General features: G+C 69.6%; 23 protein-coding genes and 1 tRNA gene. 9 read left to right on the top strand and 15 right to left on the bottom strand.

The annotated features are described in order from the left end of the window. Positions 1-112: 112 nt before the first annotated feature. Complete coding sequence (locus tag ACIRGA_RS12350) at positions 113-1,039, bottom strand: neutral zinc metallopeptidase (protein WP_400939840.1); 927 nt, start codon at positions 1,037-1,039, stop codon at positions 113-115. 540 nt (positions 1,040-1,579) lie between these two features. Here ACIRGA_RS12350 and ACIRGA_RS12345 point away from each other — a divergent pair. Then, complete coding sequence (locus tag ACIRGA_RS12345; RefSeq protein ID WP_073846064.1) at positions 1,580-2,083, top strand: MarR family winged helix-turn-helix transcriptional regulator; 504 nt, start codon at positions 1,580-1,582, stop codon at positions 2,081-2,083. On the opposite strand, the gene ACIRGA_RS12340 is transcribed toward ACIRGA_RS12345, so the two are convergent. Beyond that, a complete protein-coding gene (locus ACIRGA_RS12340) occupies positions 2,073-3,215 on the bottom strand; it encodes an RNA polymerase sigma factor (RefSeq protein ID WP_400939864.1) in 1,143 nt (380 codons plus the stop codon). The two genes, ACIRGA_RS12345 and ACIRGA_RS12340, sit on opposite strands and share 11 nt — an antisense overlap. Before the next feature lie 8 nt (positions 3,216-3,223). Then, positions 3,224-3,631: a YciI family protein gene (locus tag ACIRGA_RS12335; protein WP_400939838.1), complete on the bottom strand. Its 408-nt coding sequence runs from the start codon at positions 3,629-3,631 to the stop codon at positions 3,224-3,226. A 162-nt stretch (positions 3,632-3,793) separates the two neighbouring features. Here ACIRGA_RS12335 and ACIRGA_RS12330 point away from each other — a divergent pair, with 162 nt between their 5' ends. Beyond that, positions 3,794-5,503 carry an RICIN domain-containing protein gene (locus tag ACIRGA_RS12330; RefSeq protein WP_400939835.1) on the top strand — a complete coding sequence of 570 codons (1,710 nt, stop codon included), beginning with the start codon at positions 3,794-3,796 and terminating at the stop codon, positions 5,501-5,503. A gap of 45 nt (positions 5,504-5,548) precedes the next feature. Here the strand turns inward: ACIRGA_RS12330 and ACIRGA_RS12325 are convergent. From ACIRGA_RS12325 to ACIRGA_RS12315, 3 genes are all read right to left on the bottom strand, one after another. Beyond that, positions 5,549-5,637: transfer RNA gene (locus ACIRGA_RS12325), tRNA-Ser, on the bottom strand. A 44-nt stretch (positions 5,638-5,681) separates the two neighbouring features. Then, entirely contained in the window at positions 5,682-6,044 is a 363-nt protein-coding gene (locus ACIRGA_RS12320) for a DUF4190 domain-containing protein (protein ID WP_400939833.1), read from the bottom strand. Between the two features lie 23 nt (positions 6,045-6,067). Continuing rightward, complete coding sequence (locus ACIRGA_RS12315) at positions 6,068-6,355, bottom strand: DUF2277 domain-containing protein (protein ID WP_240596153.1); 288 nt, start codon at positions 6,353-6,355, stop codon at positions 6,068-6,070. 113 nt (positions 6,356-6,468) lie between these two features. On the opposite strand from ACIRGA_RS12315, the gene ACIRGA_RS12310 reads away from it, so the two are divergent. After that, positions 6,469-7,413 (top strand): Ldh family oxidoreductase, encoded by a 945-nt coding sequence (locus ACIRGA_RS12310; RefSeq protein ID WP_400939830.1) that lies wholly within the window; start codon positions 6,469-6,471, stop codon positions 7,411-7,413. A 69-nt stretch (positions 7,414-7,482) separates the two neighbouring features. Here ACIRGA_RS12310 and ACIRGA_RS12305 read toward each other — a convergent pair whose 3' ends face one another. Then, a complete protein-coding gene (locus ACIRGA_RS12305; protein WP_016330720.1) occupies positions 7,483-7,701 on the bottom strand; it encodes an RNA-binding S4 domain-containing protein in 219 nt (72 codons plus the stop codon). A gap of 7 nt (positions 7,702-7,708) precedes the next feature. Further along, the gene (locus ACIRGA_RS12300) at positions 7,709-8,470 is read right to left on the bottom strand and encodes a trypsin-like serine peptidase (protein ID WP_400939862.1); all 762 of its coding nucleotides are present in this window, start codon (positions 8,468-8,470) and stop codon (positions 7,709-7,711) included. A 145-nt stretch (positions 8,471-8,615) separates the two neighbouring features. Between ACIRGA_RS12300 and ACIRGA_RS12295 the strand changes: the two genes are divergently transcribed. Both ACIRGA_RS12295 and ACIRGA_RS12290 read left to right on the top strand, forming a co-directional pair. Then, a complete protein-coding gene (locus ACIRGA_RS12295) occupies positions 8,616-9,440 on the top strand; it encodes an SDR family NAD(P)-dependent oxidoreductase (RefSeq protein ID WP_400939826.1) in 825 nt (274 codons plus the stop codon). Positions 9,441-9,554: 114 nt separating this feature from the next. Further along, positions 9,555-10,214, top strand: a complete 660-nt coding sequence (locus ACIRGA_RS12290) for a hypothetical protein (RefSeq protein WP_400939823.1) — start codon at positions 9,555-9,557, stop codon at positions 10,212-10,214. Here the strand turns inward: ACIRGA_RS12290 and ACIRGA_RS12285 are convergent. Next, a complete protein-coding gene (locus ACIRGA_RS12285) occupies positions 10,202-11,050 on the bottom strand; it encodes a LysR family transcriptional regulator (RefSeq protein WP_400939820.1) in 849 nt (282 codons plus the stop codon). The two genes, ACIRGA_RS12290 and ACIRGA_RS12285, sit on opposite strands and share 13 nt — an antisense overlap. Positions 11,051-11,126: 76 nt before the next feature. Here ACIRGA_RS12285 and ACIRGA_RS12280 point away from each other — a divergent pair, with 76 nt between their 5' ends. The 3 genes from ACIRGA_RS12280 to ACIRGA_RS12270 all read left to right on the top strand — a co-directional run bounded on the left by ACIRGA_RS12280 (position 11,127) and on the right by ACIRGA_RS12270 (position 14,602). Continuing rightward, positions 11,127-11,837, top strand: coding sequence for a hypothetical protein (locus ACIRGA_RS12280; RefSeq protein ID WP_400939817.1), 711 nt, complete (start codon positions 11,127-11,129; stop codon positions 11,835-11,837). A gap of 72 nt (positions 11,838-11,909) precedes the next feature. Further along, positions 11,910-13,172 carry an MFS transporter gene (locus ACIRGA_RS12275; RefSeq protein WP_400939814.1) on the top strand — a complete coding sequence of 421 codons (1,263 nt, stop codon included), beginning with the start codon at positions 11,910-11,912 and terminating at the stop codon, positions 13,170-13,172. 254 nt (positions 13,173-13,426) lie between these two features. After that, a complete protein-coding gene (locus ACIRGA_RS12270; RefSeq protein ID WP_400939811.1) occupies positions 13,427-14,602 on the top strand; it encodes a diguanylate cyclase in 1,176 nt (391 codons plus the stop codon). Between the two features lie 132 nt (positions 14,603-14,734). Here ACIRGA_RS12270 and ACIRGA_RS12265 read toward each other — a convergent pair whose 3' ends face one another. The 6 genes from ACIRGA_RS12265 to ACIRGA_RS12240 form a co-directional block, all read right to left on the bottom strand. After that, on the bottom strand, positions 14,735-15,259 hold the full coding sequence (locus ACIRGA_RS12265; protein ID WP_400939809.1) for a YbaB/EbfC family nucleoid-associated protein: 525 nt from the start codon (positions 15,257-15,259) through the stop codon (positions 14,735-14,737). After that, entirely contained in the window at positions 15,256-15,585 is a 330-nt protein-coding gene (locus ACIRGA_RS12260; protein ID WP_400939806.1) for a type VII secretion target, read from the bottom strand. The genes ACIRGA_RS12265 and ACIRGA_RS12260 overlap by 4 nt, the downstream gene beginning before the upstream one ends. Then, entirely contained in the window at positions 15,582-17,561 is a 1,980-nt protein-coding gene (locus ACIRGA_RS12255; RefSeq protein WP_400939803.1) for a hypothetical protein, read from the bottom strand. The genes ACIRGA_RS12260 and ACIRGA_RS12255 overlap by 4 nt, the downstream gene beginning before the upstream one ends. Before the next feature lie 12 nt (positions 17,562-17,573). After that, a complete protein-coding gene (locus ACIRGA_RS12250; protein ID WP_400939801.1) occupies positions 17,574-17,981 on the bottom strand; it encodes a hypothetical protein in 408 nt (135 codons plus the stop codon). A gap of 30 nt (positions 17,982-18,011) precedes the next feature. Beyond that, entirely contained in the window at positions 18,012-18,863 is an 852-nt protein-coding gene (locus ACIRGA_RS12245; RefSeq protein WP_400939798.1) for an ESX secretion-associated protein EspG, read from the bottom strand. Between the two features lie 373 nt (positions 18,864-19,236). Continuing rightward, positions 19,237-22,191: an AAA family ATPase gene (locus tag ACIRGA_RS12240; protein ID WP_400939795.1), complete on the bottom strand. Its 2,955-nt coding sequence runs from the start codon at positions 22,189-22,191 to the stop codon at positions 19,237-19,239. Between the two features lie 472 nt (positions 22,192-22,663). Here ACIRGA_RS12240 and ACIRGA_RS12235 point away from each other — a divergent pair, with 472 nt between their 5' ends. Then, positions 22,664-23,767 carry a S1 family peptidase gene (locus ACIRGA_RS12235; protein WP_400939792.1) on the top strand — a complete coding sequence of 368 codons (1,104 nt, stop codon included), beginning with the start codon at positions 22,664-22,666 and terminating at the stop codon, positions 23,765-23,767. Positions 23,768-23,776: the final 9 nt, after the last annotated feature.

The raw sequence follows: 23,776 nt of genomic DNA, 5'->3' as shown, positions 1-23,776 counted from the left end.
GTCACCTTCCCCGCCCCCCCCCCCCCCCCCCCCCCCCCCCCCCCCCCAAAACCCACAACCGCCCGGGTGGGGGTTTCGGCCTTCCCCCCCCCCCCCCACCACTCACGAGTTTTCAGCCCAGGCTCTTGGTCGCGAAGGTGTCGCAGCGCGCCGGCTCGCCGGTCTGGAAGCCGGTGGTGAACCACTTCTTCCGCTGCGCCGAGGTGCCGTGGCTGAACTTCGACTCGTCGACCCGGCCGCCGCCGAGTTTCGACTGGATGTAGTCGTCGCCGATCCGCGAAGCGGTGTCCAGCGCGGAGTTGATGTCCTGCTGGCTGATCTCGCTGATCAACGGCCGTCCGGACTCGGTCGGGCTGGTCGTGGCGTGATTCGCCCAGACGCCGGCGTAGCAGTCGGCTTGCAGTTCGAGCCGCACCGAACCCGACGTCGGTCCGCTCCCGGTGCCCTTTTTGGACACTCCGGTGAGGTTCTGCACGTGATGGCCGTATTCGTGGGCCAGCACGTACGCCTCCGCGAACGGCCCGCCCTCCGCGCCGAACTTGGTGCGGAGTTCGTTGAAGAAGCCGAGGTCGATGTACACCTCGGAATCGCCGGGGCAGTAGAACGGCCCGACGTCGGAAGTCGCGTTGCCGCAGGCCGTGTTCACGCCGCCGTTGAAGAAATTGGTGACGGCCTTGCGGTAGGTCGACCCGGACCGCTGGAATTCCTGCCCCCAGTAGTCCTGGACCGAGTTGATGATGGCGACGATCGCGCAGTCGTGCTTCCGGTTCGCGTCCGCGCCGGTCTTGCACTCCTGTTCAAGCGACGTGTTGTCCATCTGCTGCCCGGAGCCCACGCCGCCAAGGCCGCCGAGCCCACCCGAGGACGGATTCAGGCTCACGCCGCCGAACTGGGAGAACAGGAAGTAGATGACGAGGCCGACCACGCCGAGCCCGCCGCCGCCGAGTGCCACCCGGCCGCCGATCCCGCCGCCGCCGCCACCGCCGCGCAGGTCCTCGACCTCGGAGGTGTCCAGGCCCGCGCCTTCGTCGAATCGCACGGGGGAAGCGTAGCCGGAAGGCCCCGGATATGCCTGGGTGCGGCCGTGCTGTCACGGCCGCACCCAGAACTACCGAGGTTGTCTTTGTACTGATCGCCGGCTGGCCGCGATCATCGGGCCGGCGTCCTGGCACTGCCGAGGCGGTCGAAGAGGCCGCTAACCCGAAACAGGCCGGAGAGACGCCGAATGCGCCAGAATTGTCGAGCGCATCCGAGATGCCCGCGCTCGTCGCTGTTCACAGTCGCGACCGACCCGGTCCTTTCCGTTCCGGTCGCGGGGACACAGCAGGCGGTCAACCGCGAGAATCACCCGCCATACCACCACCTGACCCTTCCCGGCTGGGAGCAGGTCCGGCGACCCTTCCACGGGTTCGCCCGGTACTTGCCCGACCATCCGCTGACAAGCAGAATGCGCCTTTTCGCGCCGAGTCTCAACCTTTTCGTAACCCTCCTTCGGGCGAATGTTCCGCCGGATTTTTCAGCGGCCGAAAAGTGACCGGTGGGTATGCGCCTTACGCGATCAACGCTCTACTCTGCGTGGATGGCGGTGGAGCAGAAGGAAGTGCGCTGGCTGTCCGAGTCCGAGATGGTCGCCTGGCGCTCGTACATCGTCGCCACCATGCGGCTGCGGCAGCGCCTGCATCGCGAACTCTCCGAGCGCCACGACGTCACCCTCGCCGACTACGAGGTCCTGGTCTGCCTTTCACTCCAGCCCGACCGGCGGATGCGGATGACGGAGCTCGCGAGCATGCTCGGCTCGACCAAGAGCAGGCTTTCGCACCAGATGGTCCGGCTGGAGGCCGAGGGCCTCATCCGCCGCACCCGCGACCCGGCGGACAAGCGCGGCGTCGTCGCGGAGATGACCGGAAGCGGCGCGGAACTGCTGGAGGGCGCCGCGCCGACGCATGTCGAAGGGGTCCGGGAGCATCTGATCGACCTGCTGAGCCCCGAGGAGCAGCGGGTGCTGGGGCAGGCCTTCGGGCGGGTGCTGGAGCACCTGTCGGAGATCGACGGCCTCCCGCGCCTGCCGCCGATCACTTCTTGAGGGCGTTGAGCCGCGCGGCCTGACGCGTCAGGTGGACGCGTTCGGCCAGGTCGGCCGCCTTACCGGCGGCCTCGCCGTACAACCGCGCAGCGGTCACCAGGTCGCCGTCGCGCTCATGGAGGTACGCCGCCACGGCCGTGTACCGCGGCAGTGAATCGTCCAGTTCCGCGAGCGCGGCCAGCCCCGCGCGCGGTCCGTCCGCCTCGCCGACGGCGACCGCGCGGTTGAGCCGGACGACCGGGCTGCCGGTCAGCCGCGCGAGTTCGTCGTACCACTCGACGATCTGCACCCAGTCGGTCTCCGCCGCGGTGGGCGCGTCGGCGTGGAGCGCCGCGATGGCGGCCTGCGCCTGGAACTCGCCCAGCCTGTCGCGGGCCAGCGCCGCTTGCAGGATCTCGACGCCCTCGGCGATCAGGCGGGTGTCCCAGGCGCCGCGGTCCTGGTCCGCGAGGGGCACCAGTTCGCCGTTGGACGCCGTCCGGGCGGCGCGCCGGGCGTGGTGGAGCAGCATGAGGGCGAGCAGTCCGGCGACCTCGGGGTGGTCGATCGAGGCGGCGAGCCCCCGGGTGAGCCGGATGGCCTCGGCGGCGAGGTCGACGTCGCCCGAGTAGCCCTCGTTGAACACGAGATAGAGCACGCGGAGCACGGTGGCGACGTCGCCGGCCTGGTCGAACCGCACGCCGGACACGGTGCGCTTGGCCCGGCTGATGCGCTGCGCCATGGTCGCTTCGGGCACCAGGTACGCCTGGGCGATCTGGCGGGTGGTGAGCCCGCCGACGGCGCGCAGGGTGAGCGCGACCGCCGAAGACGGCGTCAGTGACGGGTGTGCGCAAAGAAAGTAGAGCTGCAGCGTGTCGTCCACCGCGGGGGCGGGGCCCGGGACCGGCTCCTCGTCGACGAGGTCCTCGCGACGGCGGCGGGCGGCGTCCGACTTGGCCATGTCGAGGAACTTGCGCCAGGCGACGGTGACGAGCCAGCCCTTCGGATCCTTCGGACGGCCGTCGGGCCAGACGCGGACGGCCTCGATCAGCGCCTCCTGGACGGCATCCTCGGCCGACGCGAAATCGGCTCCGCGGCGGACGAGGATCCCGAGGACGTTCGGCGTGAGGCTTCGCAGCAGGGCCTCGTCCAGTTCGGTGGTCACTCCGTGATGACGAGCGGCTCGCCCCACAGCGGACGCAGTTCGAGCCATTCGTGGATCGGTTTCCCGCCCGCTCCCGGGGCGGCCGACAGCTCGCCCGCCAGTTCGAGCGCCCGCTCGTAGCTGTCGACGTCGATGATCATGAAGCCGGCGATGAGGTCTTTGGTCTCGGCGAAGGGACCGTCGGTGACCGGCGGTTTGCCTTCGCCGTCGTACCGGACGAAGGTGCCTTCGGGGGCGAGAGCCTGCTCGCTGACGAACTCGCCGGTCTCCACGAGCCGGTTCGCGAAGTCCCTCATGTAGTCGATATGCGCCGTGATCTCCTCCGGCGCCCATTGCTCCATCGGGATGTCGTTGACCGCCGCCGGAGCGCCGCGGTAGTGCTTGAGCAGCAGGTACTTGGGCATGCCGGAAGGGTAATGGCAGTCTGCCGGTCCTTCTGCCTGGTGGTCTATACATCCGACCTCTAGCGTCCTTATCGCGTTCCTCCATCGCGAAAGGAAGAGCCCTTGTCCAAGGCGAAACGGCGATCCGCCTGCCTACTCGTGACCATCGGTCTCGTCTGTGGCTTGTTGACGGGAGAGGCCGCGGCATCCGATGAATCGGCCGGGCCAGAGCACAGCCGGCCGTTGCCACCCGGCGCGGCCCCGGTGGCCCCGCTCGCTCCCGCCGTCGCTCGGGCGCAGATCGCCGCCAACCCGGTGATCTGCGAGGGCGACGGGGTTTCCGGCAAACGCGTCGAGCTGGTCTACGTCCGTGAGGCCGGCCAGCCCGACCGGTACGCGACCGTCGTGCCGTCCCTGCGCGCCTACGCGTCCGGGATCGACGATTCGTTCAACGACAGCGCCGCGGCGACCGGCGGCAGCAGGCACCTGCGTTACGTGACGACCGCGGGCGCGGGCTGTCAGGTCGCCGTCGCGAACCTCGTGGTGCCCGACGGCACGTACAAGTCCGGCGCGATCCGCGAGCGCGCCATCCAGGCCGGTCTGTACAACGCCGACCGCGACTACATGTTGTTCTCCGACAATCCCTCGACCTGTGCCGGCACCTGGGGCGACAACGACGACCAGCCCGGTCCCGCCAACGCCTTCAACAACGGCAGGCACTATACGGAGATCGCCGTCCCGTGCTGGGGTGTCAACGCCGCCGCCCACGAACTGGGGCACATGCTCGGCGCGGTCCTGCCGGGTGCCCCGCACTATCAGGGCGGCGGGCACTGCTCCCAGGAATGGGACCTGATGTGTTACGGCGACACGCAGTCCTTCGACTGCACGGAACGCGACTTCGACCGGCTGCTGGACTGCGGCAACGACGACTACTTCAGCACGAATCCCACGCCGGGCAGCTGGCTCGCCACCCATTGGAACGTCGCCAACAGCGCCTTCCTGATCAAGAAGGACACCCCCGACAACGACGACGGGCACGCCCGAGGCGGGAAGACCTACGTCATCACCGGCGCGAGTGGTGACGCCATCGACGTCGTGGGTTCGTCGACCGGCGGCCTCGTCAACATCAGCCGTCGGCCGCGGACCGACTCCATGAGCCAGAAGTGGGTCCTCGGCTACAACACCGGTCTTCAGCTGGTCAACGCCAACAGCCAGCTGTGCGCCGACAGCGCCCAGAGCGGGACCGCGCCCGGCACGCCGATCCTCCAGTACAACTGCAACGGCCAGAACGGCATGCGGTGGGCGTTCCAGCCGCTCGGCAACGGCAAGGTGGCGATCTTCAACTATCTGACGGGGTACGCGATCACCGATGGCGGCGCGTACCCGGCGCCTCTGGTCCAGCAGCCGTACACCGGGGCGGCCAACCAGCAGTGGACTCTGAACCCCGTCGCCGATCCGGGTCCGAAGGCGGGCAAGAAGTACTACTTGACGGTCGCCACCAACGGGAACAGCGCCGCGGTCGTCGACGGCTCGTCGTCGGCGGGCGCGAAGATCACCAATGTGGCCCGGCAGAACGACAACGGCCAGAAGTGGCGGCTCACCGACGCGGGTGGCGGGTACTGGAAGATCTCCAACGAGCGGAGCGGGCAGTGTCTGCGGCCGGTCTCCGGCAGTACTGCGGAGGGCGCGCAACTCGAACAGACGCACTGCGGCTCGGCCACGAACCAGCAGTGGAAGCTGCTCCGGAGCGCCGACATGCGCTACGGGCTGGTGAACCGGGCGAGCAAGCTCGCGGTGCGGCAAGTCAACAACGGCACCGCTTCGGTATTGGAGCAGCGGCCCTTCGTGGGCGGCCGGAGCGACGAGACCGTCTGGGCCCTCGTGCCCGCTTGACGAAGAAGCGCCCCAGGTCTGCGGGCCTGGGGCGCTTTTCAAGGCTGGCGGTAGCGGTGGGATTCGAACCCACGGAGGACAGAGCCCTCGCATGTTTTCAAGACATGTTCCTTCGGCCGCTCGGACACGCTACCGCTGTCGAGGATATCCGACGGGGCTTTGCCTAATTGCTTCGGATCTAGTCGAACTGCCAGTCCGTCAAGATGCCCACGAAGAGGACGCCCACCAGGATCAGCACGATGACGGCGACGCCGAGGTAGCCGATGATGATCGCCGCGAGCGCCATCCCCTGGCCGCCCGCTTCCCCGCGTTTGGCCTTGGAATGCGCGATATGCCCCATGATGACGCCGGCGATCGACGGCAGCCCGCTGCACGCGACCAGACTGGTTATCGACACGATCAGCGCCGCGATCGCCAGACCTTGTTCCTGCGGCGGCATCGCCGGGCCGTATCCGTAACCCGGTTGCTGGTACGGCTGCCCGTACGGAGGTTGCTGGCCGTAGGGCTGCTGCTGACCGTAGGGGTCCTGCGGGTATGTCACCCGCTAACCGTAACCGCCGGAGCTCAGGATGCCTGGCTCTTCGCGGCCTTCGCCGCGATTCGTGCCTGGACTTCGGGACGGCGCAACGGCGGCACCGTCGCCGGCGGCTGACGGCGCGGGGGCAGCTCGGACAGCACTCGCCGGGTGATCTCGGTGATCTCGGCGACGGCGGCCTCGAACGGCTCGCGGGTGGCGTCGGACAGGCTCTGCACCCCGGACACCTTGCGGACGTATTGGCGGGCGGCGGCCTCGATCTCGTCCGGCGTCGCCGCCGGTTCCAGGCCCCGTAGCGTGGTGATGTTCCGGCACATGCCCCGATCGTACGTCCGCCCACCGACGTTTCCGAGTGCTTCGATCACACAGTCGGTTAGAAGCTGCCCCGGTTCGTTGACGCCGAAAAACGCGTTTGGGCACCCTCGGCGGAGTGCCCCTCAGACCTCGCTCTCTTCGCCGTGCCCCCGTCGAGCCGATCCCCGAACCGGCCGAACCCTCCCCGATACCCGAACAGGTCTGGCAGCGCGTCCCGATCGACGCCCTGATCGACCTGGTCACCGAGGTCTTCACCGCGCACGACCTGCCGTGGTCGCGTGCCAGGATGGCCGCCGAGGCGTTGTGCCACGGCGATCTCACCGGAACGCCGGAATCCGGTGTCGCCGAACTGACCCGGCTGCATCTGCCGATGCTGACCGACGGCCTGGTGCGGCCGAGGGCCGAACCGCTGATGATCGCCGACCGCGGCGCCGCCGCCCTGATCGACTACCGCCGCGCGCCGGGCCTGTGGGCCGTCGGCGACGCGATGGACCGGGCGGTGTCCCGGGCGGGCCGGTACGGCGTCGGGCTGATGTCCGTGCGCGGCGTCGGGCCGTTCGGCCGCGCCGGGCACCATGCCGCGAGGGCGTTGCCGCACACCATGATCGGGCTCGTCATGGCGGCGGGCGGTGAGCTCGGGAAAGCGGCGAACCCGCTCGGCATGGCCGCCCCCGCCGGCGCGTACCCCGAGTTCGTCCTCGACCTGGACACGCTGGCGGATGTCGACAGTGCCGCCGTCGCCGGTTTCGCGCTGCTGGTGGAGATCTTCGCCGGGGTCCTGTCGGGTGTCGGCGACCACGACCACGACACCGGACTGATGGTGATGGCCATCGCGCCGACGACGCTGCGCAGCGCCGACGGGTTCTACAAGGCCGCGAGCGCGTTGTTCGGCAGCCTGCTCGGCTGGGAAGGCGGCACCCCGGTCCGCTACCCGGGCTGGCGCGAGGCGCAGTACCTCGAACAGTGCCAGGCGCTGGGTGTCCCGCTGAACGAGCCGGTGCATCGCGAACTCGAAGAACTCGCGAGGGCGCTGCGCCTGGCCCCGCTGCAGGGCCGCTGAAGGGGCCTTTCCCCTCATCTGACGCGGTGAAGGGCGCTTTCCTCGCATTACATGCGGGGAAAGCGCCCTTCAGCCCAGCACCACGCGGCCGCCTTCGCCGCCGACCTCCACGACGTCGCCGTTCGTCAGCTGGCGGCCGCGCCGGACCTCCACCTCGCCGTTGACCGTGACCTCTTCGGCGTCGAGGAGGTCTTTGGCGTGCGATCCGTCTTCGGCCAGGTTGGCCAGTTTGAGGAACTGGCCGAGGCGGATCGGTTCGCCGGTGATCGGGACGTCGTGGATGCTCATGGGGAGATCATCCCCGTGCGTCCATCTTCCGGTACAAGGTGGCGACGTCGGTGTCGAAGTAGCTGCTGTAGGACGTGTCCGGATCGTCCCCGCCGTACAGGTAGCCGCCGATCACGCCGACGACGGTGCCGAGTTCGGTCTTCGGGTCGGGGTCGACCACCCACGGCCCACCGCTGGTGCCGGTCGTGAAGCCCGGGCACCCGACGCGCATCTGGTAGGTGTCGGCCTGGGCGCTGGTGCCGTGGCAGACGACCGGCACCTCCCGTTCGTCGGGGTACCCGGTCAGGGTGATCGGGTGGTCGAACCCGCCACCGGTCAGCAGGGTGTTGGCGCCGGTGACGCTTTCGAGGGTCTTCGTGGTGCCCGCCTGGCGGGCGGTCGCGAACCCGACGTCCAGATCGGGATCGGAGGAATCGGCCCAGCCGTCGGGAACCTGCGGATTCGAGACTTCCCAATAGCCGTACGGCGCGACACCGTCGTGGTAGCCGGGCGCGAACGAGATCCCCGTCGCGTACTCGCCGCCTTCGCCGTCGTGGAGGCAGTGCGCCGCCGTGAGCAGGAGGTCGCCGGGGGCGCTGTGGACGACGCTGGCCGTGCAGAAATGCGTTCCGTCCAGGAAGAGCGCGCCGATCGCGGGATTGGTCCGCGGAGCCGCGGGGGTGACCGCCACGGTCGCGGCGGTGTCGGCGTCTTCGGTCGCGACAGGGTCCGAAGCGGCGGAGCAACCGGACAGAACGACACAGAGCACGAGCAACAGGGCGCGGCGCATCGCCTTCCTTTCGCTCGTCCACGGCTGTCCGGTCATAGATCACCATAAGTGGTACGCGAACACAGCCCGAATCGATCAACGCACAGCAAGCTCACAGCCGTAGTATGTGTTACCTCCGGTAACAGTCGAGCGGGTTGGAGCGGGTATGAAGTCGTTCACGGACAAGGTCGTGGTGATCACGGGCGCGGGCTCGGGGATCGGCAAGGCGCTCGCGATCGACCTGGCGGGGCGGGGCGCCCGGCTGGCGCTCTCCGATGTCGACGCCGTCCGCGCCGCGGGCACGGTCGCGGAGTGCGAGAAGGCGGGCGCGACCGCGAAGGCGTACGAGCTCGACGTCGCCGACCGTGACGCCGTTCTCGCGCACGCCGAGGAGGTCGCCGTCGACTTCGGCGGCGCCAACGTCGTGGTGAACAACGCCGGGGTCGCGCTCGGAGCCACGGTCGAGGAAATGACCTGGGACGACTACGACTGGCTGATGGGGATCAATCTCGGCGGCGTGGTCAACGGCACGAAAGCGTTCCTGCCGCAGGTGATCGCTTCGGGTGACGGGCACATCGTCAACCTTTCGAGTGTGTTCGGTTTCATCGGCGTGCCCACGCAGAGCGCTTACAACGCCGCGAAATTCGCCGTGCGGGGGTTCACCGAGGCACTGCGGCAGGAAATGCTGATCGCCCGGCATCCGGTCAAGGTCAGCTGCGTGCATCCCGGTGGCATCAAGACGAATATCGCCCGTGACGCGCGGGGCGGCGTCGAGCGGGACATCGACAAAGCCGCCGAGGGATTCGAAAAGATCGCGAGGACGACGCCCGAGAAGGCCGCGCAGACCATCGTCCGCGGTATCGAACGGGGGACGGCGCGGATCCTGATCGGTCCGGACGCGTACGCCATCGACGCGATTCCCCGGGTGCTCGGCTCTTTTTACCAGCGGCCGCTCGCCCTGTTGGGGCGGCTGGGAATGCGGAATCTCTGAGAAAACGGAAGCCACTGAACGGAGTAACCCTCCGTGGTCCGGACGGCTCGGGATAACTCGATCGGGGTGCGTTACTTACGGCGGCGTCGGAAATGCACCACAATGCTCAAGTTCGTGATTCCGCTTCCGGAGGTCCCCATGCCGCGCGCCGCCCAGCGCCGTACGCCGACCGATGCCGCGCTCTCCGTCGAGACGGCGGAGTTGCTGGACCGGACCGGGATCATCGCGGCGAGCCTGCCGAAACGGCGGCGCAGCCCGGAGAACGAACCCGAGCCCGAGCCGATGCCGGTCCGGCCCCCGGTCTGCGAACCGGTGGTGGACAAGGATCTGCGGCCCAAGGCCGTCGTCATCCATCGCCGCGCCCGGTCCTGGCTGGTCGGTGGAGCGGGCGTGGCGCTGCTCGCGATCGGCTGGTTCGCCGGCACCTTCAGCTTCCAGCCGATCGACGACACCGCCCTGCCCGAGCAGCCGCTGCCCGCCGTGGTGACCCAGCAGGCGGCACCGCCGGTCGCGCCGCCCGCGCCGCAGGCCGCGCCGGTGACCGTTTACGTCCCGGTCACCGTGAAGCAGCAAGCGCCCGCGACGAAGAAGAAGCCCGCCAAGGAACAGGTCGTCGCCCTCCCACCCGCCGAGACCAAGGTGCCGGAGCAGCCCCGCTCCGACGTCGGCTCGCGTGACAAGGCCGCGCAGGACATCCGGAGCATGATGGACCCCGTCGTGGCGAGTTCGCTGGCGATGCAGATGGCGCAGGGAATGATGAGTTACGGCCGCTGACCCGTCAGCGCGGCGGCCAGTGAGGAGCCCTCACCGGGATCTCCGTGCACGAGTTCGATGCGGTGCACGACACGCGGCGAGGACAGGGAAAGCGCGCTCACCCCGGTGATCACGTCCGCTGGGAGCAACGCCAGTCCCTGACCGGCGGCGACCAGGCCGAGCAGACCGCGGACGTCGTTCCCGGTGTACCGCAGCCTGCCGCGGAATCCGTCGGTCGCGGCGGACTTTCTCAAGCGTTCCAAGGGAATCGCCGTATCCGGCGCGTCGATCCACGCCGCGTCGGCGAGTTCGGCGAGCCGGACGGTCCGGCCCGCCATCGGATGGCCGCCGGGCGCCGCGACCGCGAGCGGGCGTTCGCCGACGACGGTGGTGGTGAGCGGGCCGACGTCCGGCAGCGGGAGCGGATCGCTCGGCGCGGTCATCCCGTCGACGAGACCGAGGTCGAGTGCGCCCGTCGCGACCTCCGTCAGCACGTCCTCCCGGCCCAGGACACGCAATTCGGTGCCGCGACGCGCGGCGGTGGCGACTTCGGCGGTGAGCGACAACGGGGTCAGTCCGAGGACGACCCGTCCGGTGGGAGCCGCGGTGAGCCGGGCGAGGTCCGCGCGGGCGGCGTCGAGCCGGGTCAGCAGCGGGCCGGCGTGTTCGAGGAGACGTTCCCCGGCCCGGGTCGGGGCGACGGGGCGCCGGGTGAGCAGCGCGGTGCCGAGGTCTTGTTCGAGCGCGGCGATGTGCTGGGAGATCGCGGATTGCGTGTAGCCGAGATCGCGAGCCGCCCGCGAGAACGAGCCGCCGCGGGCGACCGCCACGAAGGTGCGGAGCAGGTGAGTCTCCATGGCGATCAGTATCGCTTATGGACACAGCAGAGATCATCGTTGGCGCTGAACTCGATCCGCGGGTCAGGATGGCCGCATGACACAGACAGCCCGGGTCGCCTTGGTCGGCGACCGTTCGGACGGCGTCCGCTCCCACGTCCGTATCCCGATGCTGTTCGAGCGTCTCGCCGAACGCGACGGCCTCGAACTCGACGCCTATTGGATCCCGACGGACGCCGTCGGTGACCTCACCGGTTTCGACGCCGTCTGGCTGGTGCCCGGCAGTCCCTATCGGTCCGAATCCGGTGCGGTGGAGACCGTGCGCGCCGCCCGCGAGAACGGCATCCCGTTCCTCGGCACCTGCGCCGGTTTCCAGCACGCGCTGCTGGAATTCGCGCGGAACGCCTGCGGTCTCGGCGGAATCGGGCACGCGGAGAACGCGCCGGACGCGGACGAGTGGCTGATCGTCCCGCTGGCGTGTTCGCTCGTCGGGCACGAGAGCGCCATCCACGTCACGCCGGAGACCCTGGCGGCGCGGATCCTCGGGGCGGAGCGTTCCGTTGAGCGGTACCACTGTTCGTACGGTCTCGACGCCCGGCATCTGGATACCTTGGCGGCCAAGGGATTGGTCTTCAGTGGATTCGACGGCGATGGCGACGCGCGGATCGCCGAACTGCCGGAGCACCCGTTCTTTCTGGCGACGCTGTTCCAGCCGGAACTCGCCGGCGACGGGACCCGGCCGCATCCGCTTGTCCAAGCCTTCGCCCGGGCCGCGGTGGAGCACGCGAGTGTCCACAGTGGACACTGACGCTCGTCGTGGGCCGGATGGCCGCTGACACTGCGGAAGTGATCGACTACCGTGAGCCAAGGGGAGGGGCTCATGGAGAAGGGGGATTCCGCTCGGGGCACCGCGTTCAAGGCCGCTTTCGCGGTCGGCGAGTTCCGGGCGTTGTGGGCGGCCGAGGCGCTTTCGCAGGCCGGTGACCAGCTGGCCAGGGTTGCGTTGTCGGTGCTGGTCTGGGAAAGAACGGCGTCGGCCGGGCTGACCGGGCTCACCTACGGCCTGACGTATCTGCCGACGCTGATCGGCGGCACCCTGTTCGCCGGCCTGGCGGACCGGTATTCGCGGCGGACGGTGATGATCGTCTGCGATCTGCTGCGCGCGGCGATCGCGGCGCTGATGGCCGTACCGGGGATGCCGCTGCCGGTCCTGGCCGGACTGCTGGTGATCCTGACGATGGCGGGCGGGCCGTTCCGGGCGGCGCAGCTCGCGTTGCTCCCGGACGTCCTCGAAGGCGACCGGTACGTCGCCGGGCTCGCGGTCCGGACGATCACCATCCAAACCGCGCAGCTGGCCGGATTCGGCGGTGGCGGGCTGGTGATCGGGCTCGTGACGCCCTACTGGGGGCTGGTGATCGACGCGGCGACCTTCGTGGTCTCGGCGTTGCTCGTGTCCGTCGGGGTTCGCCGCCGAGGGCCCGCCGCCACGGAATCTTCGGTGAAAAGCCGGGTGGCGCGGGCTTTCAGTGGTGAAGGCGCCAGGGAACTGTGGCAGGGCAAGGGAATCCGGGTGCTCTTCGGGTTGAAGATGCTCGCCGGGTTCGCCATCGCGCCGGAAGGGCTCGCGGCGCCGCTCGCCGTCGGGCTCGGGGCGGGCAGTTTCGCGGTCGGTCTTATTCTCGCGGCGGATCCGACCGGTTCGGTAATAGGATCGTGGATCTTCACGAAATGGGTTCCGGCGCGACGGAAAACGCGAATCGTCGGCATTCTCGCCATCGCATCCGTCGTTCCTTTGGTGTTTGTCTTCTTTCGCCCGCCATTACCCGTCTGCCTCGCGCTGATCGGGCTCAGCGGGGCCTTCGCGGCGCCGTACCACCTGCAGGCCGTCGCGCTGATGGCCCGCGCGGTGCCGGACGGCGTCCGGGCGCAGGTGATGGGGCTGACCTCGACGAGTTTGGTGACCGTGCAAGGAATCGGGATCATGCTCGCGGGCGGTCTCGCCCAGCTGACCGGTCCGTTCGTGGCCGTCGGGGTGGCCGCGACGGTCGCCGTCGCCTCGGCGGGACCGATGGCGATGGCGTGGAAACGCGCCATCGCCACCGGCCCCGATGTATGGCTCCCGGCCGGGAGCCGGACCGGCTGAATTGATGGGATCAGTCCTCGCGACCGTTCATGATGATCCTCCCTCCCACTGCTCCATCTGTGTGTTCCGGAATTGACTCGAGCCACCCTCAGTACTACCTCGGATACATTGAAATGTGTACGGAAGGGGGACCGGTGACGATGATTATGGGGGATGTGGAACTCGCCGGAGAAGGGGCCGGTACACGTCTGAGAACCAGGGTCCGACGCTGGGAATTATGGTCCGGGCCACGCGGTGTTCCCGCGGTTTTTCTTGTGGTGGAAGGCCTTGCGGCGGCAGTCGCCGTAATCGCCCTGCTCCGATCGAACTACGAGACCACGGAATTCGTCCGCTTCGGCTCACTGCTCGGCCTCGCCGTCCTGCAGGCCGAGCTTTCGCGATCGGTGGAACGGTTGCGGCGCACGCTTTGTGACCGGCCGCATATCAACATGACTTCGGTGTGGACGTTCGCGGGGGTGCTCGTCCTGCCATCGGGGCTCGCACTCGCCCTCGGATTGCTCATCTACCTGCATCTTTGGCTCCGCGTGTGGCGCGGGATGAGCCACCGCCCGGCCTATCGCGTCGTGTACTGCGCGGCGGCGATCGTGATCTCCTGCCTGGCTTCGGGAGCCATCGTCTCCGGATGGAACGGGCTGCCCGTCGGGTTCGCCGGCTCGCTGAAGATCGTCGAGGCGGCGACCGTGTTCACCGTGGCCAACGCGTTCATCGTGGCGCTCTCGGTCTACCTGCACACCGGGGGCAGGTCCCTGCGGTCGCTGTTCGGCACCGGCGACGACAACCTGCTGGAGGTCACCACCCTGGTGCTCGGGGCCTCGACCGCGCTCGGCATCGTGCACGCGCCCGCACTCGTCCCGTTCGTGCTGCTCCCGGTGCTGGTGCTGCACCGCAGCGTGCTGGTGCGGCAGCTGGAGATCGCGGCGAACATCGACGGCAAGACCGGCGTCCTGAACGCGCACGCGTGGCACGCGCTGAGCGAACGGGAGCTTTCGTCGGCGGCGAGGGCGAAGAGCAAACTCGGGGTGCTGATGCTCGACCTCGACCATTTCAAGCAGGTCAACGACGTCTACGGGCATCTCGCGGGCGACGTCGTGCTCAAGGTCGTCGCGAAGACGATCTCAGAGCACGTACGAGACTACGACTCCGTCGGCCGCTTCGGCGGTGAGGAGTTTGTCGTGCTGCTTCCCGGCGCGACGGAGACCGAGGTGCTTCCTGTGGCCGAGCGGGTCCGCCGGGCGGTGATGGCGATCGAGGTCGAGGTCGCGACCGCTTCGGGGCCCCGGGTCGTGCGCGGGCTTTCGGTGTCGATCGGCGCCGCGGTCTACCCGTCGGGCGGGACCGTACTGGAACGGCTGCTGCACGTCGCCGACTCCGCGCTCTACCAGGCGAAGAACAGCGGCCGGAACCGCGTCGTCTCGCTCGCCGCCGCCTGACACGAGACCGAACTCGCGTGCTTGAAGGCGGAACACACGTGCTTGAAGGCGGAACTCGCGTGATCCGGCTGGAAACACGTGAGATCCGCCTTCAAGCACGCGTGATCCGGCTGGGGACACGCGTGAGCGGGTTTACCAGGGCGAGTTTTCCTCGTCTTCCGGCGCTTCGTGGCGCTTTTCGCGAGGGGCCTGCGGCGGAGGCGGAGCGTCGGCCGCCGAGGCGGGGGGAGCGGGTAGCGGAGCCGGGGGCTCTTCCTCTTCGATCTCGGGGAAGCGGCTGCGCAGGGTGCCGATCATCAGCGCCCTGGTCTCCTGGTCCTCGTCGCCGAGCGATTCCTGCATGACCTCGGCGACCTGGCCCGCGATTCCGGCCTGCGCCTGGTGCATGGTCTGGAGGATCTGCCGCGACAGTTCCTCCAGCGGGTACGTCCTGGCCTTGTTCCCGAACTCGATGTCCGTCACGCCGCCGTCCGCCCCGACGGTGATCTTCACGGCGCCGTCCGAGTTGGACGCGGTCAGCCGGAGCTGCTCCGTCCGCTCTTGGGCGGCCGCGTAACGCTGGGCCTTCTCTTCCAGCCCCGCGGCCCATCGCTCCATTTTGCGCTGGGCCTCGTCCGGGTCCAGCATGAGCTCGCCGAGCTCGTTCGCGCCGGTCACTTCTTTCCTCCGATGTCCAAAGCCGAGAAGTCCGCCTTGAACGGTTCCGCGTTGGTCTTGTCACCGTCTACATAGGACTTGGCGGCGGTGCGGACGTTGTCGGCCGTCGACTGTATCCCCTCCACGGCCGCCTTGATCGTCTCCGCCGCGCGTTCGCCCGCCGGGTTGACGATCGGCGGCAGGAACGCGCACAGCAGGCCGTACGCGTCCGACGACATCGCCGAACCGGTCGCGGCGTGCGCGGTGTTCAGCCGGTCCACGAGCCCTTCGAGATGGCTCGCGTGCGCGGTCAGGTCGTCCGGATCGACCTCGAACGAAGCCGTCACTTCCAGTCCTTGTTCTTCCAGTCGCCGATCACCGGCGGTGCCACGACCTCGTCGGCGGCGAAGAAGGACGGGTCGTCGGATTCGACGTAGTCGGCGACCTTGTGCTCCTTGTCGTCCTGGCCCTGTCCCTTGCCCGCGCCGGGAGCCATCCCGCCCATCGGGCCCATGCCGCCGGGGCTACCCGGCTTGCCGCCGGAGGCCGCCGCACGCGCCGCGGCCGCCTCTGCGTCCATCGCGCCCGCGCCGACGGCGCCGCCCATGCCGAGCGAGCCCGTCGCGCGTCCGGCGCCGCCGAGTCCGCCGCCACCCGCGCCGCCGGCACCGGTACCGCCACCGGTACCGCCGCCGAAGCCGCTGGTCCCGCCGGGGCCGCCACCGCCGGGGATGTTCGGCATGCCGAGTTTGGGCGCGTTGTACGGCGTGCCCTTGTACGAGTTGACGTCGGGGAACGAGGGGCCGGTCAGCCGCTCACCGATGCCGCCGGGACGCGGGATCGGCGGGATGTTCGGCATGTTCGGCCGCGGCCCGCCGCTGTTGGGCCCGTTCGGGATGGGGATGTTCGGCGGGGTGAACGGAAGACCGCCGCCGGGGCGCGGGCCGCCGCTCTCCGGGATCGGGATGTTCGGCGGGGTGAACGACGGCGGCGTGACGGACGGGGGCGTGTAGCCCGTGGTGCGCGTGCCGTCGTCGAACTTGGGCATGTTCGGCAGGTTGGGGCCCGACGACGCGGCGGGCTTGTAGGTCTCGCCGCCGGTCGGCCCGTTCGGGATGGTGGGCATGTTCAGGTTGCCGCCCGGGCCACCGCTACCGGGACCACCACCGCCGGGGAAACCACCGCCGGGGAAACCGCCCGGACCGCCACCGGGACCGCCGCCCGGACCTCCACCAGGGCCGCCGCCCGGTCCGCCGTTCGGCGCGTTGAACGGCGACACGCCGCCGGGGCCACCGGATCCGCCCTGCGGCGTCCCGTCCATCGAAGCGACGAGGCCGTCCGGGCGCGTCTGATCCGACAGGGGAGTGCCTTCGGGGGACATCCGGTCGCGAAGCGTGCCGGCGGGCGCGCCCGCGCCACCGCCGATGGGGGTGCCCTGCAGCTGCCTGGTCGCCTGCATCGTCGGCAGCTTCGGCGGGGCCGGGAACGCCGGGGTGGCGATCGCCGAGCCGACCGTGGTGTCGAAGTCGGTCATCACCTTCGCGGCCTGATCGCGCGCGTCCTGCTGCTTCTTGAAGGTGGAGAGATCCTTGCCGAGCTGCGCCATGTACACGTGCGGGTCGGTGATCGTCTGCAGGTTGGCGTTGGCCTCCTGCACGCTGAACGCCACCGGCGGGTTCGCCGCCATCTGCTTCTGCGTCTCGTTGAGGGTCTGCGAGTGGATCTGCTGCTGCCGCCCGGCCAGTGTCGCGCCGTTCGCGGTCGCGCCGAGCCATTTGCCGACACCGGCGAGATGCTCGCGCGCCGCGTCGCCGCCCTCGCCCTCCCAGTTGGCCGTGCTCGCGTTGATCGCCTTCGCCAGGTTGCGCTGGTGCGTGGCCAGGTCGTTGCCCGCCCGGATCCACTCTTCGGAGGTCTCGCCCACCGCGGCCGGATCCGCGTTGTCCACGATCGCGGCCTGCATCTGCTCGTGGGTGGCGTTGGCCCAGACCGTGGACGGCGGCTCGCCGGGCTTGCGGATGTCCAGATTCTTGTCCAGACCCTCGCGCGCCTTGTCCAGCTGCCCCTCGTACATCTTCTGCGTGAAGATGTCCTTGAAGCCGTTGAGCGCCGTGTCACCCCAGCCGAGGATGTTGAACAGCAGGTCGGTCCCGGCCGCGGCCCCGGCCCGGATCTCGTCGCCGGACGCGGCCTTGTCCGCCAGCGGCCCGACGTAGTACTGGGACGACGAATCGGCTGTGACGTCGTAGAACGGGTCGTCCGGGTTGTAGTCCTTCGAGCTGGGATCGGAGACCTTCGCGGTCTTCTCCGCGGCTTCGGTCACGGGTCTCTCCTCTTAGATCTCGGTGTCGATCCGCGTCAGGGTGCGCTGGTTCTCGTCGTCGCGTTCCCGGTAGTTCCGCTTGGCGAGTTCGATCGCCTCGACGTAGGTCGGGAATTCGGCGCGGGCGGCTTCGAGCTGGGTGAGCAGGCCCTGCGCGTCCGTCGCGGTGCCGTGCATGTGCTGGGACACCCAGCGCGCGGTCGCGGTGGAGCTCATCGGCGGCGTCTTCTGCAGCTTGGTCAGCGCGCTCCAGCGCTCTTCGAGACTGTCGATCACTCCCTGGAGTGATCGGATCATCTCTTCACCGGTGCTCTCGTCGACGGCGAAATGACCCTGCTTCGCCAGGGCCTTCAGCTCCGTGCCCGCGAGCTTGCCCCGGACCGCCATCATCGGCTGCAGTTGTTGTGCTTCCTCGGTCAACGGAAGATCCTCTCGCCCGGTTCAGGAGGGTCAGTAGATGTCAGCGATGGCTTCCCGGATCGCGTTCGCCACGCCCGGCTGGCTCGCCGGGTCGTAGTGACCGATCACGGCACCGGAGGCTTCGTCGGTCTCGGTCCAGACCAGGTACCGGCCGTCTTCGGTGTCGAGCCAGCTCAGCGGCGTCGACCGGAGCCGTTCGCCGCGGCGGCCGATCCCGCTCACGATGATGTGCCCGCCGCCGAGGCGGGTCCCGGACAGCACCCGCTCCAAGACGGCGACGTCGCTCTCGTCGTTGCGCGGGGAAGCGGTTTCCGGCCGGGCGCGGACGACGCCGGTGAACTGGAGGTTGCCGAAAGCGTCGGTCTCCTCCTCGTCGAATTCCGCCTCCGCCTGGCGGCGCGCGGCCATCGCGGAGACGGCGCGCTCCTCCTTCTGCACGATCGTGCGGCGGCCCGTCGACGCGGGCCGCATCCGCGGCAGGACACCGGCGAGGACCTCGACCAGCTCTTCGTCCGCGAACAGGGCGAACTGCAGGAGGTCTTCCCCGTGGGCCTGCGTGATGCCGAGCGCCTGCCTGCCGTCGGTGATGGCGAGGACGGCGATGTCCTGGCCGATGCCGTCGATGCCGTTGATCGAAACACTGATCCGGTGGTTCCCGAGCAGGGCGAACGCGGTGCGGACGGCCTGGTTCAGCTCGCCGTTGACCGACAGGCGGCGCTGTTCGAGATCGGTGTAGACCTTCCGGATGACCGCGGCGTACCGCTCCGGGTCGATCGAAGTGTTGCGGACGCGCAAGGGAAAGAGCCGGACATCGACGCCCAGCGCCTGCCCGACCACGGTCGCCTCTACCGTCCCCAGCGCGAAATCGGCTCGCTCAGCCATGCTTTTGCGCTACTCCCTCGCGGGCGCCGGGCCCCGACTTTGTTAATGGCCAAAACAAACTAGCACAGCGTATGACTGTACGGAACCACACGAACACGCCTGAACCCGATGGAATGGATCACAATGCCCGATCGGGCACTTTTCTTGCCCCTAAAGGAATAACGGTCGTTCACCGGCACGTTACCGGTCTCGCGGCGGCCTCGCTCGGGCCGAGGTGTCGCGAAAGCCACTTTCGCGACGTCTGATGTCCCGAACGGGGCTTTCGCGACACCCTCCCCCGGGGGCGCCACGGTGGCCGACTGTCCACAAGGGACGAGCGGTGGGGCTCGATCCGGGGGACCTCAGGCGGAGGCAAGCCACCTCGGGGCCGGAGTCACCGGTCGGCGCCGGCGGGCGCGTAGGTCGTCATCCGGCGGGCCACGTCCGTCCGCGATCGGGCCCCGAGTTTCCGCAGGACCTTGGCGACGTGCTGTTCCACGGTACGCGGGGAAAGGAACAAGCCGTCCGCTATCTCCCGGTTCGTGCGCCCGTCGGAAAGCATGCGCGCGACCTCGAGTTCGCGGGGTGAGAGCTCCTGGCCGTAGCCGCGCCGCCCGCGCTGCGAGGGCGCCCACGCGCCGTGTTCCCGCAGCAGGTGGCGGCAGCGGCCGGCGTCCCTGGTCGCGCCGAGCCGCTCGTAGGCCTCCGCGGCCACCGCGAGCTCCTCGATCGCCTTACGGTCTCCCGCGTCGGGACGGCCCGCGGTCAGGCGGCCGGCGGTGAGACGGCTCGCGGTCAGACGACACAGCGCCGCCCGCTCGCGGGCGCCGATGGCCTGATACGGCATCGGCAGGGCTTCGTAACCGGCCGCGGCCTCGTCGAAAACCGTTGCCGCGGCGGGATGTTTGCCGCGAGCGTCGAGCAGAATCGCCCGGCCGGCGAGCAGCGCGACCCGGGAGACGGGCGAATCCTTGCCGTCGACGCCACGGGCGAATTCCTCGACCACGGCGTCCGCCTCCGACCAGCGGCCCGCCCGCGTGTAGGCCTCGGCCGCGGCGGGGACCAGCGCCGCCGCCCACACCCAGATCCCCTTGCGCCGGGCCGCCGCGACGGCGTTGTCGGCCGTCGCGCACGCCCCGTCGAGGTCGTCCGTCGCGAGGAGTACCCGGATCAGGACGCCCGCCGCCGAAAGGACGACGGGAATCGGGCCGTGTTCGGGAGCGTGCACGCTCGCCGCGGCCAGATGTCGTTGCGCGGCGGCGAATTCCCCGCGCACGGCGGCCAGCCCGCCGAGGACGAGCGAGCACTCCATGACGATCGGGCCCAGGTCGGGATAGCCGTCGCGGAGCTGTTCGGTGGTCTCCGCGAGCCCGGACCAGTCGCCGCGTACCCAGTCGAGCCGGACCCTGGTGCCCTGCGCGAGGCCGGCGGCGTAGAGCGCGCCGGCGTCGGTCGCGCGGCGGATCCCTTCCGTGACCAGCTTTTCCGCCCTGGCCAGATGCCCGGCCCAGGACTGCGCGTCGGCGAGGTTGCACCACAGCCGCGCCAGCTGGACCCGTTCGGCGACCCCGCCACCCTGGTCCGCCAGCTCGGTGAACTCGGTCCAGGCCGACCCGTCGCCGATATGCGCCTGGGTGGAGATCCGGTCGCCGAGGAGCGCGAGCCGCAGCTCCGGGTCTTCGAGCCGGTCGAAGACCTCGCGGGCCCGCTCCATCCAGACCTCGTGCCAGGAAAACGGGGTCAGCCCGTCGATCGGCTGGGCGAGCAGGTTGATCCCGCGCGCCGCGAGTTCCGGCTCGTCGGCCAGTTCGGTGATCGCCTTCTCCACCTCGACCCGGCCGCGGCCGAGCCGCCCGATCGTGCGGACCAGCAGCATCCCGAGGCTGAGCCGGATCGTCCCGCGCACGCTCGGCCGCAGATCGGTGAGGTCTTCGAGGATCCGCTCCAGTGTCTCGATGACGTCCGGGCGGAACCCGCGCAGCGCGACCTGGCTGAGCTTCGTGGCCAGCCGGGCGATGTCGTCCTCGCCGAGTCCCGCCTCGGTCAGCACGGACTGGAGCAGGTCGATGGCGCGCGAGGTGTCACCGTGCGCGATGGCCTCGTCGGCGGCGGCTTCGGCGTAGTGGCGCCATTGGCCGGTCCGTCCCGCCGCGCGCGAATGGTTCGCCAGCAGGGTCAGCGGCGGGACCGGCTGTTCGGCGAGCACCTTGATGGCGCGCGAATGCAGCAGGGTCCGCTCCGGACCGCTGATCGTGTCGTAGACGGCCTTGCGGGCCAAGGGATGCCGGAAGCCGTACCGGTCGCCGCCGAGTTCGCCGAGGACGCCGCCGTCCAAAGTGGACAAGAGGGCGGTGCGGAGGGCGTCGCCGTCGAGGCAGGCGAGTTCGCCGATCACCGCCGGTTCGGAGGGGACGGCGAGCACCGCCGCCGCGCGGGCGAGCCGGACGGCGGGTTCCGGCAGGGCGTCGAGCCGTTCGGTGATGGCCTCGCGCAGGGAGATCGGGACTTCGAGGCTTTCCAGCAGCCGGTCACCCAGCACTTCGCCGATCGGCAGCCGCCCCGCCGCGTCCCGCAGGGCCCGCAGGGTCTCCTCGACCACGAACGGGATCCCGGCGGTGCTTTCGTGCAGCTTCGCGGTGAACTGCGCGGAAACCCTCGGCAGGTCCAGCAGTTCCTCCGCCAGCTTCCCGACGGCGTCGAGGTCGAGCGGGCCCAGCGTCACCCGGGCGGTCTGGACGTTCGGCGGGGTGCGGAACGGGATGCCGGCGCCGTGCCCGGAGGGGGAACCGGTCCGGTAGGCCGCGACGACGGCCAGTTCGGCGGGCATCGCGGCGGCGAGGAACCGCAAGAGGTCACGGGTGCCTTCGTCGGCCCACTGGAGGTCGTCGATCAGGACGAGCGCGGGCCCGCAGGCGATCAGGAGTTCGCGGACGGCGCGGAACTGGCGGTGCCGTTCGGCGCACGGGTCGGCGAGTGGTTCCGGTTGGGGCGGAAGGCTTTCCGCGAGTTCGGGCAGCAAGGGTCTCAGCACCCCGGCGACCGGGCTGAGCGGTCCGAGCGGGCGGTCGCCCGCCGACCGCAGCGCTTCGAGCACCGGCCCGAACGGGAACGGTTCGCGCATCGGCTGGCAGGCGCCCGAAAGCACCCGGCCCGACGCGAACTCGCGGCGTCCGGCCAGCTCCTCGAGCAGCCTGCTGCGGCCCATCCCGGGTTCGCCTTCGATCAGCACGGCCGCGGGACGGCGCAGCAAGATCTTCACGATCGCCGAGACCTCGACGTCGCGGCCCACTAATGCCGTCGATCCGGCGCGGACCGAAACCGAGGTCGGGCGAGGGGTGGCAAGCCACATCATGCGCTCCTCGGTGGGGAGTTCCCGCTGAGCCCGACACGATCTTGTGCGTTGTCCTGCGGAGCCTAAGCACTGCCTACCGGGTCGTAAACCACCCAACCCGGACACGCCGGGCACCCACCGGGGCCGTTCGCCGACGCAGCGTCACCGGTTGGCTGACGGATCGTCGGTTGGAAAATCACCGGGCACCCGAAACGTCGGCCACAAACCCGATTCGGCGATTCATCCCACGTTCAGGGGGTGGCCATGACTACGCAAGGTATTCACTCGAAACCCTACTTACGGACGTGTCCGTCCGGGTGCCTGCTGTAGGTGGCCGCCCGTGGAGCAGGGGATTCGGTTCCCGAAGAATGGGTATACCTATCCCGCGCCGACCCGGATTGCGGGCTTCGTCCGAGTCCACGACTCTCACCCGTCAGGGGAGGGCCATCGCATGGCGAACCGGAGCCGTGCGTGATGACGAGGGAGAAGCATGAAGATCACGAAGCTCCTCGGTGTGGCCGCCACGGCAGCACTGGCCACCGGCGCGCTCGTCACGGGTACCCCCGCGGCAGCGTCCTCAGCATCTTCGGAAACTCTGCTCAACGCCGAGATGGTCCCCGCCCTGCAACGGGACCTCGGCCTGACCGCCGATCAGGCACTCGCCCGGATCCGGAGCGAGAACGCCGCCGGCACGCTCGAACAGGCACTCTCCTCGGCACTCGCCGGCAGCTTCGGCGGCGCGAGCTACAACGAGGCCACCGGCAAGCTCCGCGTCGGCGTCACGGACGCGGCGAAACTCGGCCAGGTCCTCGCCGCTGGCGCGGAAGCCGAACTGGTCCGGTTCTCGGCCGCGCAGCTCGATTCCACTGTGGACAGACTGAACGCGAGTGAGCGCGCGGCGGACGGCGCGATCACCGGCTGGGGTGTGGACACGAAGACCAACCGCGTGACGGTGAACGTCCTGCCGGGCAAGAGCGGCGTCGTCGACTCGTACCTGGAGAAGGCCAAGGTGGACAAGACCGCCGTCGCGGTGGTCGAGACCACTTCGGTGCCGACCCTCAAGTACGACGTCCGCGGCGGAGACGCCTACTACATCAACAGCTCTTCGCGGTGTTCGATCGGCTTCTCGGTCAACGGCGGCTTCCTCACCGCCGGGCACTGCGGCCCGGGCACGGTGACCGGCTCCAACCGGGTCGCGATGGGCTCGTTCGCCCGGGTCAGCTTCCCGACCAACGACTACGGACACGTCCGGGTCAACAGCAACTGGACGCCGCGCGGCGTCATCAACAACGGCACCCGCGTGAGCGGCTCGACCGTGGCCGCCACCGGCGCGTCGGTCTGCAAGTCGGGTTCGACCACCGGCTGGACCTGCGGCACCGTCGGCGCCAAGAACCAGACCGTCCGCTACGCCGAAGGCACGGTGTACGGCATGACCGCCACCAACGTCCGCTCGCAGGCGGGCGACTCCGGCGGCTCGTTCATCGCGGGCAACCAGGCCCAGGGCATGCTGTCCGGCGGCAACAGCTCGGTGACGTACTTCTTCCCGGTCCGGACGGCGTTGTCCGCGACCGGGACCTCCCTGGTCCTCGGCTGATCTCGAGCC

Source organism: Amycolatopsis sp. NPDC102389 (genome assembly GCF_044765885.1).
Taxonomy (GTDB): Bacteria; Actinomycetota; Actinomycetes; order Mycobacteriales; family Pseudonocardiaceae; genus Amycolatopsis.
This window is presented reverse-complemented; position numbering and strand designations above follow the sequence as displayed.